Source organism: Winogradskyella sp. SYSU M77433, from assembly GCF_029911945.1.
GTDB lineage: Bacteria > Bacteroidota > Bacteroidia > Flavobacteriales > Flavobacteriaceae > Winogradskyella.
Map to the genome: position 1 here is coordinate 114,865 of NZ_JARYTG010000003.1, position 12,935 is coordinate 127,799.

At 33.1% G+C, this 12,935-nt stretch carries 11 protein-coding genes; 3 read left to right on the forward strand and 8 right to left on the reverse strand.

All coding sequences use genetic code 11. The features are described 5' to 3' along the window. Nucleotides 1-295 precede the first annotated feature (295 nt). Both QGM60_RS06535 and QGM60_RS06540 read right to left on the reverse strand, forming a co-directional pair. Nucleotides 296-2,029 (reverse strand): AIPR family protein, encoded by a 1,734-nt coding sequence (locus tag QGM60_RS06535; protein ID WP_281139437.1) that lies wholly within the window; start codon nt 2,027-2,029, stop codon nt 296-298. Nucleotides 2,030-2,229: 200 nt separating this feature from the next. Beyond that, nucleotides 2,230-3,507, reverse strand: coding sequence for a hypothetical protein (locus tag QGM60_RS06540; RefSeq protein ID WP_281139438.1), 1,278 nt, complete (start codon nt 3,505-3,507; stop codon nt 2,230-2,232). A gap of 188 nt (nt 3,508-3,695) precedes the next feature. On the opposite strand from QGM60_RS06540, the gene QGM60_RS06545 reads away from it, so the two are divergent. Beyond that, complete coding sequence (locus QGM60_RS06545) at nt 3,696-4,070, forward strand: hypothetical protein (RefSeq protein WP_281139439.1); 375 nt, start codon at nt 3,696-3,698, stop codon at nt 4,068-4,070. On the opposite strand, the gene QGM60_RS06550 is transcribed toward QGM60_RS06545, so the two are convergent. From QGM60_RS06550 to dnaK, 5 genes are all read right to left on the reverse strand, one after another. Beyond that, nucleotides 4,059-5,006 (reverse strand): nitronate monooxygenase, encoded by a 948-nt coding sequence (locus QGM60_RS06550; protein WP_281139440.1) that lies wholly within the window; start codon nt 5,004-5,006, stop codon nt 4,059-4,061. The two genes, QGM60_RS06545 and QGM60_RS06550, sit on opposite strands and share 12 nt — an antisense overlap. Nucleotides 5,007-5,144: 138 nt before the next feature. After that, nucleotides 5,145-5,930: a glucose 1-dehydrogenase gene (locus QGM60_RS06555; RefSeq protein WP_281139441.1), complete on the reverse strand. Its 786-nt coding sequence runs from the start codon at nt 5,928-5,930 to the stop codon at nt 5,145-5,147. Between the two features lie 156 nt (nt 5,931-6,086). Next, on the reverse strand, nt 6,087-7,316 hold the full coding sequence (locus tag QGM60_RS06560; protein ID WP_281139442.1) for a class I SAM-dependent rRNA methyltransferase: 1,230 nt from the start codon (nt 7,314-7,316) through the stop codon (nt 6,087-6,089). A gap of 96 nt (nt 7,317-7,412) precedes the next feature. Next, the gene (locus tag QGM60_RS06565) at nt 7,413-7,934 is read right to left on the reverse strand and encodes a lipocalin family protein (RefSeq protein WP_281139443.1); all 522 of its coding nucleotides are present in this window, start codon (nt 7,932-7,934) and stop codon (nt 7,413-7,415) included. A gap of 229 nt (nt 7,935-8,163) precedes the next feature. After that, nucleotides 8,164-10,083: a molecular chaperone DnaK gene (gene dnaK / locus QGM60_RS06570; protein WP_281139444.1), complete on the reverse strand. Its 1,920-nt coding sequence runs from the start codon at nt 10,081-10,083 to the stop codon at nt 8,164-8,166. A gap of 190 nt (nt 10,084-10,273) precedes the next feature. Between dnaK and QGM60_RS06575 the strand changes: the two genes are divergently transcribed. Both QGM60_RS06575 and QGM60_RS06580 read left to right on the forward strand, forming a co-directional pair. Then, nucleotides 10,274-10,777, forward strand: a complete 504-nt coding sequence (locus tag QGM60_RS06575; protein ID WP_281139445.1) for a dihydrolipoamide dehydrogenase — start codon at nt 10,274-10,276, stop codon at nt 10,775-10,777. Nucleotides 10,778-10,895: 118 nt separating this feature from the next. Next, nucleotides 10,896-12,320: an L-serine ammonia-lyase gene (locus tag QGM60_RS06580; RefSeq protein WP_281139446.1), complete on the forward strand. Its 1,425-nt coding sequence runs from the start codon at nt 10,896-10,898 to the stop codon at nt 12,318-12,320. Between the two features lie 77 nt (nt 12,321-12,397). Here the strand turns inward: QGM60_RS06580 and QGM60_RS06585 are convergent, their stop codons facing one another. Continuing rightward, nucleotides 12,398-12,853, reverse strand: coding sequence for a nuclear transport factor 2 family protein (locus QGM60_RS06585; protein WP_281139447.1), 456 nt, complete (start codon nt 12,851-12,853; stop codon nt 12,398-12,400). Nucleotides 12,854-12,935: the final 82 nt, after the last annotated feature.

The window sequence follows — 12,935 nt, forward strand, 5'->3', positions numbered from 1 at the left end:
TTATAGAATGTTTTTATACTACAAAGGTGATGAGAATGGTAGCTATCTTGTTTACACTTTTAAGAAGTAATATAGTAGTTTTAGGAAAATAAAACAGCTGTTAACTATTAATGGAAAGTAGTGTGTAATTCAAATGAGCAATTTATTAGCTTTTTTGAGTATTACGCTTATCGGTCTAGTGTATTATTTCTTTGAGTGTTTAAGTATTAAAATTTGCAAATAAATCACAGATAAATAGCCCTCGAGGACTTTCGTAAGGAAGTATTAACTAGCAATGAATTATATATGGTGTTCTCTACAGTTTTTTTACGTACTCTTTAGCTTTTTCTAAAAGTTCTTGATTGTATTTGGCTCTTTTCAATACATCTTTACTCGGAAATGGTAAAAGGTCTATTATCTTATAACAATGTTTGAATATTTCTTCGTAATCTCTATTCTTAGAGTTTAGTTTCTTTATAATTGTATCACAATAGCTGTTTGCTTTTTTTGAATTAGGTTTAATTTCTTCAAATTTTTTATGTGCTACAATTTTAAATAATTCTAAAATATGCCATCTCAGTAGTACGTATTTATGAGAATTATGCTTTTTAATATTTACTAAATTATTAAACCTATATAAAGTAAGAGCTGATGTATAGTAAAGGGCTTCTTGGTCATTTTCTTTAAATAAATTGTCCTTTTGTATTTTGAAAATCTGTGATACATATCTGGCAGAGTTAAATGGTTGATTTAGAAACATTGCATTATACGCACGACAAATAAGTTTTATGTCAAAAATTCTTGATTGCTGGTAGTCCTTATTTTTATATTCATTCTCTCTTCTTTCAAAGTATAAATGATAATCTCTAGTTAAATCAGAATTCTTAATTTCAAAATACTTTTGAACTAATTTCGTCTTTTCTTTTAATGAGTAAAAAGCTTCATTCGAAATACTCGTTTGACTGTTTGTTGCAGAGATTATATCTGTAATATTATGCTCGTCTGAAGATTCTATACACTTAACTACAACATTCGTATTATCATCTAAATATGCATAATTCTCGAATAAAGTATTACTTGTTTGACATCCATTAATAATTTGATAATTTATTAAATCAATCTCTTTTGAATTTGGTGTTAACGTTAATTCTGGTGTCACTATTGTTATACCATTATTTAAAACAGAGAATAATTTTCTTTTGTCTTGATTAGATAGTGTTTCACTAATTTTTTTATTGACAGGTGTTGAACCTAAAAAAGCCCTTATATTTTCCTCGAAAACTTCATTTTTAATATTTCCGCTTTCGTCTCTTAATACTTTATCTACAAATTCTTTTGCATTTACTAAAGCTACGTATGATTGAGGTATATTTGGCATTGGAGGCATACCAAAAAATTCTATTAATTTTAATTTTGCTTCATTAGTTTCAGTAATAGAGTTCCATAATTTGGTTAATTCACTTCTTCCAATTGGGACAACTACTACATTACTAAATAGTTCTGTTATTTCAATCTCACGTTCAATTATTTCAAATGAAGCTTTTATTTCTCTTTCGTCATTATAAGTGCCACTAGTACAATAATAGACCTCGACTGAAGGTAATTTGTTTTTAACTTTTTTTAAATTATTTAATATTACATTAAAGACCTCAATCATTTCTTTATTAAGTTCTCCATTTGGCAGTTTTGGGTCAAGAGAAAGAAAGTCTTTAATTCCTAAGTTAAAGTTTGCAATATCCTCCTTCGCAAACTTTTCTCCGCTTTTTACTTGCGTAATTATTAATTTAACTTCAAGATTTGATTTATGAGTATCAAATGATTGTTCTGCGTCTTCTTTGGTAGTTATTAGTTCTCCATCTATTACAAAACAAAGTCCATCAATTGAGGCATCATCTTCATCGGTAGTAACAATATCAGGATTAAATCTCCCTAAGTAAGATTTAGAGACAATACAAAAATTACAAAACAACTCGAATAGTTTCGATTCAGATTCATCAAAGTCAAATTCTTTCTGTATTTCCTCAATATTCTTCTTTAAGATTATATGCATATTGTTTTTTTAAATTGTAGAGAGCGTTAAGATATAGTTCCGTTTTAATGAACTATATCGATTGATAAGCGAAGTTAGCTTTTTCCTAGCACAGTTTCAATACGTAACTTTACGTAGTTTTAAACATTTTTTCAACTTAAAATCCTTAATTATAAAGTATTATAATTAGGTAAAGTATTGAAGTATGGATGATGTCTTTGCTATTTCAAACACTCAAAACATTCCAACAAATGTTTAGCCACTTCTTCTTTGTCTGTGCCTTTGAGTTGTTCTGAGAGTTTGCCTCTATCGTCTATTATAATTTTAAAAGCTTTGGCATACTCAACTAAATCGTCTCTACGCTCCTTCATTTTGTTAATAATAGCATCTCCATCCAAATCTGAGATTTGTTTTGGCCAAACATTTAAAGCCTTGTTAAGTACATCGTCAGTTAAAGTGTTTTGTAAATATTTTGCTTCAGCTATGAAGTCGGCTTCTGGTGTGTTTAATAAAAAGTATTGGTCAAAAGGATACACCAAACCTTCCATATAGTCTATATCTTCACGGAACGGTCGTAATTCTTCAACCACATTTTTATGAGACAAAACGGATGGAATTAAACCTTCTGTATTAAAAAAAGCATTATCTCTATCACTCGCAATGGCAACTGCTGAATACGTACTATCCTTTTTTTGTACAGCCCAACCCCATTGTTTGGTATGACGATCCCAGTCACCAATAATCAAATCAAACAAACGATGTCTTATCAGGTTGTTTTTATCGATTTTTAAACGGTCTTTCAGTTCTAGCTTTAATTCTTGTAAATCTTCGGTGTCTATAATATGCGTAACGTTATTTAGGTGTGTCCAGTTTTTATCGCTTTTGGTTTCACATTCAAAATAAAATAGTCGGTTGCCATATTCGGCATTAAATTCTCCTAAAACCTCTTGTTTGGGCACAAAAATTAATTGTGGTTTGGTATGCAACAGCTCTACTTTATCGGAAAGTTCTGCCACCAAAAGTGCTGCATAGGGATGTTGCGCAGAAATACCATCTTCAATAAGGTTTTCTAACCCTAAGGTTTTAACGAATTCTGGTACTAAAGCCTGAGGATCTTTATTAACACTTCTAATGGTGTAAGAGACACTATCTTTTACTCCCAAGAGTTCCAAAGAATGGGTCTGCTTACCTCCACCCTTTTCAACGACTTGCATTCCACCTTTCAAAGTATCTAAAAACACGATTGGTACTTTAATTTTTGTAGACCAAACATCTCTATACTGCTCACCTTGAAACAATTCTTTAATGGCATTGGCATCGTAAAACTTGCTTGGTACAATTTCCACCGAATCGTAGTTTTTAAAATCAACCGTTTTAGTATCTACATTATACACTACTGATTTTGAAAAAACGTCTTCTGTATTTCGGGTAGACCAGTATAACAACCCGAAAAAAATAATAATTATAAGTGCAATTCCTATTAAAATTCGTTTCAGCATAATGAGGTGTAATTCTTCAGCTTAAAATTAGAAATTATCTAACAGGAAAATTGACTTAAAAGATTGTAATCATTGCTGCATTCATATTTCTTAAGGTCATTTAATCGTAAAAACTACAATCATAGACGATTATACTAGGAATGCGCTTTAAGATTTTTATACTTTAAACCCAACCAATCCTAACTAACATGAAATTATTTTTGACTTTTTTTGCCATTATTTGGTTTAGTTTTAGCCATGCACAACTCACTCTTGGTGATGATGGTTTGCACTTTATAACTGGTGCTGCAATTTCTAGCGGAACTTACGCGATTGTATATTCTAAAACTAAGAATAAGAAAAAGGCGTTTTGGTATAGCCTTGCGCTTTCATCATTGGCAGGATTATCTAAAGAAATCTATGATGGCTACATCATTAGCGGTAAATTTGACACAGGTGAATTTGTATCTACTGTCGCTGGTGGCTTAACAGCGAGTTACACGTTTAATATCTTTACGGGAAAGAATAAACGTAAAAAGGAAACGATTACTGAAGAAGAGGACTTAATTGTCTTAAGTAATTAAGCGCTTAATAATCTCTTTGGTTGGTAGAATGGCTTTAGTATGTTCAATACTTGGCCCAGCAACCCAAACGGTTTTGTAAGTGGCTTTTTTAGCCGCTTTTTCGGTCGCTTTCATACCTATTGAAAACCGAATCATTTTTACCCACTTTTTCAGTTTCTTGTTTTTATTCAAGATACTTTCTATCCAAGTGGATTTTGTTCCTATTTTTTGAACATAAGGAGTATTGATGACTGTACATGGAGTTCCTGAAATGCGTTCGGTCATTACAATATCATTAGCTCCGTAATCTACACAAGCCTGTTTGTATTCATCAGTAACACTCGCCTCTTCTGAGGCTATAAAAGGACTACCAACCGATACACCAACTGCTCCATAACTTAGCATTTTATCAATGTCAGATTTTTGTCCTACTCCACCTGCTGAGATTACAGGAATTTTTAAGTTTTCAACAAGTGTAGCAATTAAATCTTGTGGAGATAAGTTACCTCGGTGACCACCTGCTTGATTATTAACAGCTACAACAGCATCAGCATCTAAACTTTCAACTTTTTGTGCATATTGTAAATTCGTGATATCACAAAATACTTTTATGCCAACGGCATGTGCTTCTCTAATGGTTTCTTCTGGGTTTCCTAATGAAGTCAAAATGAAATCACAACCTTCTTCACAAATCACTCTCAACTGATCTTTGGCTTTAGGATTTGATTTATTCACAATCAAATTAAAACCAAATGCACCTCCATCGCCCTTGTTAGCTTTTAACGCTTTAATGGCAGCTCTTAACTCTTCTAAAGTTCTGTAATTTAAAGCCGGAATACAGCCTGCTATACCACATTTCATAGCTTCAGTAACCATAGCTACGTTAGATACCAAGAACATTGGTGCTTGGATAATTGGGTGCTTTATATTTAGTAATTCGGTAAGTTTAGTACTCATGAGATTACAATTATTAGTGTTTTATTTAGATTGTAAATATACTTATTTTTATTATGCATGCATAATATTTTATGTTAACAGCAAGAAAAAGTCCTTAACAACGTTAAGGACTAATATAATCATTTATAGAATGTAAAATTACTCTGCGTTACCGTACATGTTAGATTCACCACCATCTATAGCAATAGTTTGCCCACTAATATAACCATTTTCTTCACTGATTAGGAAAGCCACTAATTTACCCACATCTTGAGGGTCACCTAGTGCTCTTGTTGGGTTACGTTTTGCGTATTCTGCTTCAGCAGCTTTAGGGTCATCTGGATTCACTTGTTTGAAAGCTTCGGCAACCATTGGTGTTAATATAGCACCAGGTGCAATAGCATTAGTTAAAATTCCATCTTTACCATATTCAACAGCAGCTTGTTTAGACATACCAGATACAGCATGTTTACTTGCTACATATGGAGTTTGATTTAGTACACCTCTAATACCACCAACAGAAGCAACATTAACGATACGTCCATAGTTTTGTTTTTGCATTACAGGAATGACATACTTAAGACCATAATACACTCCCATAAGATTGATGTCAATTACTTTTTTAAATACATTGATGTCGTATGTTGTTAATGGCGCTTGTCTTCCTTCAATACCTGCATTATTGTAAAGTCCATCAATTCTACCGAATTTCTCTACTGCTTTATCAATATAGTTTTTAACCTGTTCTTCATCAGAAACATCAGCGATTATTGAAATAATTTCTATATCAGGAAATTCATCTTTTAGCTCATTTACAGATTTTTGCAAGGCTTCTTCATTGAAATCTACTAAAACTAAATTTCCGCCTTTTTTGGCAATTTCTTTAGCTGCTGCGAATCCTAATCCCATCGCAGCTCCTGTGATAATTATAACTTTATTTTTCATGATAATTTTGTGTTTTTTTATGTTCTATAAAGTTACAAATACCGTTAGTTAGGGAATTATTATTATTATTAAAACAAAGCTAAAATTAAGACCAACTTTAACCTTATCTTGGGAATAAATTTAACTTGTATTTAATCAATAAATGAAAGAATTTTATTACTCCTTAAATTGATAGTAGCCACATTTGAGATAAGCACCTTCAGGAAATGACACAGGATGGTCTATATCGTGCTTGGTCTTTAGAATAGTTTCATACAACCTAAGTTGAGCGTTTAGGGTATGTGCATTAATATCAAAAAAAGTTTGTGCAGTCACTCGTGACGAACAAGATGCCAAAACCAATAGGCCTTTTTTTGCTGTAAGTTGCACACCTAATTCTGCCAGTTGTGCATATTTTTTCTTTGCTAACTCAACTTCTGATTGTTGTTTGGCAAAACTTGGTGGGTCTATAACTACAACGTCGTACGTAATACCTTTAGAGATTAAATTTTTCATCTCTTCAAAAGCATCACCAGAAATGGTTTTATGTTGTCCAGAATATTCATTAAGCTTTCCGTTTTCTCTGGCAATATCTAAAGCTTGTTTACTGATATCTAAACTCGTGACTTCTTTGGCACCATTAGCCAAAGCATGTACTGAGAATCCACCTGCATAAGAAAACACATCTAAAACCGTTTTTCCTTTACTCAACTCACCTACTCTTTTTCTATTAGCTCTGTGATCTAAGAAGTAACCCGTTTTATGACCTTTAATGACATTAGCAGAAAAATTAACCCCATGCTCTACAAACTTCACCACCTCATTATCTAAAGTACCAAAAATGACATCTCCATCATTTAAGGAATGGTTTGTACTGTTTTCCAAACTTCTGCTCAAACGTATTACAATGGTTTTTGCACTAGAAACTTGCTGTAAACTGTTTAAAATAGGCTCTAAATAAGGCAACCAAATTTCTGAATACAATTTTACGACTAGAACAGTATCATAAACATCAGCAATCAACCCAGGAAAACCATCATTCTCACCAAATAATAGTCTATAACTATTTGTGTTTGTCTGTAGCAATTCTTCCCGTTTATCAAAAGCGGCTTCTATTTTCTGATGAAAAAACTCAGCATTTATTTCTGCTTTTGTAGACGCATCATGGATGATTTTGATTCGTATTGGTGATTTTGCATCATACAATCCAATACCAACGACCTTATTTTTATTCTTACTAAAAATGATAGCTAAATCACCTGTTTTGGCATCATCATTAATCTTTACGATACTATTGGAAAACACCCAAGGATGACCTTTTACTACAAATTGTTCTCCTTTAGCATTGAGTTTCACTGCTAAACGTTTGGGTTGAAACTTAGGTTTTATATGAGTTGAGAATTGCATTAATAAAAATTAAAGCCACAAAGTTAAAGGTTTATTTAATCAAAAAACGCAATCAAATTAATGATTGCGTTCTCGAAAGTTTATTTTTTCTTTTAATTACATTCTTGTAAAGGTAGTAATTACATTTACTGTATTAATAATTGAATAACCTGGTTGTGACAAATCAGTTTCTTGATTTAATTCTAATACTAAACTAGTGTCTGTAAGCTCTAAAATTGTACCTTGAGAAGACACACCATTATTAGTTATAGTAAGTTGATTCCCTTCTTGTGTCCAAGTACCATCTTCTAAAAACTCTAAATTTTCAATATTATCGACTTGTGTTTGACCTAGTGTAGTCGTAGTTAACTCTACACTATACGATCCTTCTGAAACTAATTCATTAGGGTTTTCCGTAAAAGTTAAGGTATAATCAACATCATAAGCCTCACCTACGAAGTCGGATGTTACTGTTTGTCCACCAGCCTCAGTTACTGTATCACCATAATAATCAACGTCAACACCAACCCAAGTTCCTAGAATATCTCCAGAAATGTTACTAGAAGAATCACTATCATCACTAGAACAAGATGTTAGAACAAATAAGTAGGCAACAAACAATAAGCTTAATTTTTTCATTTTTTTTGAGTTTTTTGTTAAAGTTTGTAAAAATAGATTATTTTTCTTACAAAACAAGCTTTAACGGATAAAGTAACTCGCTGGAATATTAGTTATTAAAACCAAATATGAGCAACATTTACAACAAATAAAAAAAACGCAATCAAATTAATGATTGCGTTTTAGTATTATTGAAATTCTGAAACAGTACTTCTACAAACTCAGTGTGACATTTCAAAATGACTATTTATTACTTGACTTCTTCGAAATCTACGTCTTCAACATCACTTTCATCAGAAGCTTGTCCTTTTGCACCTGCACCTGCATCTGTTGGTCCGGCTTGTGGTTCACCTTGACCTTGAGCTTCTGCTTGTGCTTTGTACATTTCTTCACTTGCTACTTTCCAAGCTTCATTGATTTTCTCTAAAGCAGGATCGATAACAGCGATATCTTTTGTTTCGTAAGCTTTCTTCAATTCAGCTAAAGCTTCTTCTATTGGCTTTTTCTTATCATCAGATAATTTATCACCAAATTCTTCTAACTGTTTTTCAGTTTGGAAAATCATTCCATCTGCCTGATTTAATTTATCAGCAGTTTCTTTTGCTTTAGCATCTGCATCAGCATTTGCTTCTGCTTCAGCTTTCATTTTTTGGATTTCCTCTTCTGTTAATCCAGATGATGCTTCAATTCTAATATCTTGTTTTTTACCAGTTGCTTTATCTTCAGCAGATACTTTGATGATACCGTTTGCATCAATATCAAAAGTTACTTCAATCTGAGGAGTTCCTCTTCTTGCTGGTGGAATACCATCTAAGTGGAAACGACCAATTGTTTTGTTATCTGCTGCCATTGGACGCTCACCTTGCAATACGTGAATCTCTACCGATGGCTGATTGTCTGCTGCTGTTGAGAATACTTGCGATTTCTTAGTTGGAATCGTAGTATTAGCTTCAATCAACTTTGTCATTACATTACCCATAGTTTCAATACCAAGTGATAATGGTGTTACGTCTAATAAAAGAACGTCTTTTACATCACCAGTTAAAACTCCACCTTGGATACCAGCACCTAGAGATACAACTTCATCAGGATTTACACCTTTACTTGGTGCTTTTCCGAAGAATTTCTCAACTGCTGCTTGTACTGCAGGAATACGCGTAGAACCACCAACTAAGATAATCTCGTCGATATCACTCTTAGATAAACCAGCTGCTTTTAATGCAGACTCACATGGCTCAATAGTACGTTTTACTAAATCGTCAATTAATTGCTCAAATTTAGAACGTGTTAATGTACGTACCAAGTGCTTTGGTCCACTAGCAGTAGCTGTTACGTAAGGTAAGTTGATTTCTGTTTGTGCAGAAGATGATAATTCAATCTTTGCTTTTTCAGCAGCTTCTTTAAGACGTTGTAAAGCCATTGGGTCTTTACGTAAGTCCATATCTTCGTCTGCAATAAACTCTTCAGCTAACCAATCGATGATTCTTTCATCAACATCATCACCACCTAAGTGCGTGTCACCATCTGTAGCTAATACTTCAAATACACCATCACCAAGCTCAAGGATAGAAACATCATGTGTACCACCACCAAAGTCAAAAACAACAATTTTTTGATCTGATGATTTTTTATCTAATCCGTAAGCTAAAGCCGCTGCTGTTGGCTCGTTAATAATACGCTCTACTTTAAGACCTGCAATTTCACCTGCTTCTTTAGTAGCTTGTCTCTGTGCATCGTTAAAATACGCAGGAACCGTAATAACTGCTCTAGTAACATCAGCTCCTAAATAGTCTTCAGCCGTTTTCTTCATTTTTTGAAGAATCATAGCTGATAATTCTTGAGGTGTATATAAACGACCATCAATATCTACTCTTGGAGTATCGTTATCACCTTTTACCACTTTATATGGTACGCGTTCTGCCTCTTTCTTAGATTCAGAATATTTATTACCCATAAAACGCTTTATAGAATAAACCGTTTTAGTTGGGTTAGTTACTGCTTGTCTTTTTGCTGGATCACCAACTTTAATTTCACCGCCTTCAACAAAAGCGATAACTGAAGGAGTTGTTCTTTTTCCTTCAGCGTTTGGGATTACAACTGGCTCATTACCTTCCATTACAGAAACGCAAGAGTTGGTTGTACCTAAATCAATTCCTATAATCTTACTCATAATTAATATGTATGTTTTGTTGTGTTATTAAATTTTAAACTCGATTTGTATTAGTCAATGATTATGCCATGACAAAAAATATGACATGATGTCACATAGAAAATTTAAATTAATTTTTCGTTTAACAGTTTTTGGTACATGCTTTGATATAATAGAAGTACTTTAGTATTATTAATTAAAACTTTTTACCATGAAAAAAATAACCTTTCTACTATTATCACTTACTTTTATACTAACGGCTTGTGAAGGTGATCCAGGCCCTCCAGGACCTCCTGGTTCAAGTGGACAAAATGGTGTCAACTTTGTAGGGCAATCCTTTGAGGTGAATTTAGACTTCACTTCTTCAAATAACTATGCTGAAACTGTTGAAATTCCATTAGATATTGATTTATATGAATCTGATATGGTTTTAGTATATAGACTTGTAGATGTGGTGGACGGCTATGACGTTTGGAAATCACTTCCAGAGACCGTTTATGTAAATGACACTGAAGAATTTCAGTATAATTTTGAACACAACTTTGACTTTGTAACTATTTTTATTGAATCTCATCCTACATTTGACTATAATTTAGTCTTGGATGACGAAAGAATAAACCAGATCTTTAGAGTTGTAGTTTTACCTGTTGATTTAATAAACAGTAACGATATTGACATTAACAATTATGGTGAAGTTATGAATTATGTGGAATAATCAATAACTTTAAAATTATATAGCAAAAAGTCCGAAAATAATTTTCGGACTTTTTGTTTTTAAGATTATGCTTTGAACAAACAACTCATATCTTTGTCATAACTAAATCGATTATTGAATGGAATGTATTTCTGTTTTTGATATGCTTAAAATTGGTGTAGGACCATCTAGTTCGCACACTTTAGGACCTTGGCGTGCTGCAGAACGCTGGATTACAGAATTAAAGGATAAAAAGCGTTTTGAAAAAGTAGAAAAAATCACAGTAGATCTTTATGGATCTTTATCCTTAACAGGAAAAGGCCACGCTACCGACTTAGCTGTTCTTTTAGGCTTAACAGGTGCAGACCCAGAACGTATTCCTGTTGATACTATAGACGTTATAATTGCTTCTATCAAGAATACAAATACACTAATGTTTAATAATGAAAGACCTTTGTTTTTCGATTTTAAAACAGACATTAAATTCAACCGGAAATTTTTACCGTTTCACGCTAACGGTATATCATTTTCTGCATTAATTAATGGTAGAAATTACAAATCTACCTACTACTCTATTGGCGGTGGTTTTGTGGTACAGGAAGAACGAAAAGTTTCCAAAGCCAATAAAATTATCTTCTATTGTACATTTCCTTATCCAACATCTTACGGAGATGAATTGTTGAAATTTTGTCACCAGCTTAGTTTGCCTATTTCAGGTGTAGTATTGGAAAATGAAAAATCTATTAGAGATGAAGATAACATAGATTTTGAACTAAAACGTATTTGGGATACTATGCTAGAGTGTATGTATCTTGGTTGCCATACCGAAGGTAATTTACCTGGCGGACTTAATGTGCGTCGTCGTGCTTTTGACATGCACAAAAATTTAATTGGTGACTTTACTTACGAAAGTCCACAAGAATGGTTAAAAACCATCCGAAAAACTGAAGTTAAGTTTAGGCAAATCCTAAAATGGGTAAGCTGTTTTGCACTGGCTGTTAATGAAGTTAATGCTTCTCTTGGACGCGTAGTAACAGCACCAACTAACGGTAGTGCTGGTGTTATTCCTGCTGTGTTAATGTATTATATGGTGATTGAAAATCATGAAGCTGATTTTGAACACATCAAAAAATTCTTGTTAGTTGCAGGAGAAATTGGCAGTATTTTTAAGAAAGGAGCAACTATAAGTGCTGCCATGGGAGGTTGTCAGGCCGAAATTGGTGTATCTTCAGCTATGGCTGCTGGTGCACTTTGTGAATTGTTAGGTGGTACACCAGAGCAAGTCTTAGTAGCTGCTGAAATTGCTATGGAACATCATTTAGGTTTAACTTGCGATCCTATTGGTGGTTTGGTACAAATTCCTTGTATAGAACGTAACTCTATGGGAGCCATAAAAGCTATCAATGCCGCTGAACTAGCTTTAGATACTGACCCAAACAACGTAAAAGTACCTTTAGATAAGGTTGTAAATACGATGTGGGAAACCGCTAAGGATATGAATACTAAATACAAGGAAACCTCTGAAGGTGGATTGGCTGTTGGTGTTCATTTGAGTGATTGTTAGACCCATCCTAACCTTCCCAAAGGGAAGGAACTCTAACTCGAATGTTTTTTGGAATTTGGAATTTAGTTTTTGGAACTTTATTTACAACCTTCTCTTCGTCTAGTATCTACTAAATAAATAATCTTCCAGCTATCACCTTCTTTCATTAGCTGAAAGGAATTCACTCCACAATGACTCATCTTTCCTTGATACCAAAATTCATATGGTGTCCATACATTTGCCATATTTCCATCAACTTGAACATTAAAGTCTAGAAGCTTCTCCTCAAAAGTTCTGTCTTTTGGAATACTGGCTATATTTTTCAAAAATTGACCATATTTACTTTCGTTTAAAATTGATTTACCTTCTTTATCAACAGAGATAGATTGCAATCTTACATCTCCTTTAGTCATGGCTCTTAAAGCTATAGTATCTTGTTTATGAAAAGCTTCAAAGAATTTTACGACAGCTTGTTTGGCAGCTTTTTCTTCGGGATTTTGCGCCTGTAGAGATAAAACGAATAGAAAAGAAAAAATTAATAGTAACTGTTTCATAATTATTGGAATATTAGTTCAAATTAAAGATTTGATAGTATTTAGCACTTAAAGTAAAGAAAAGTTTATTAAATCTCAGTAT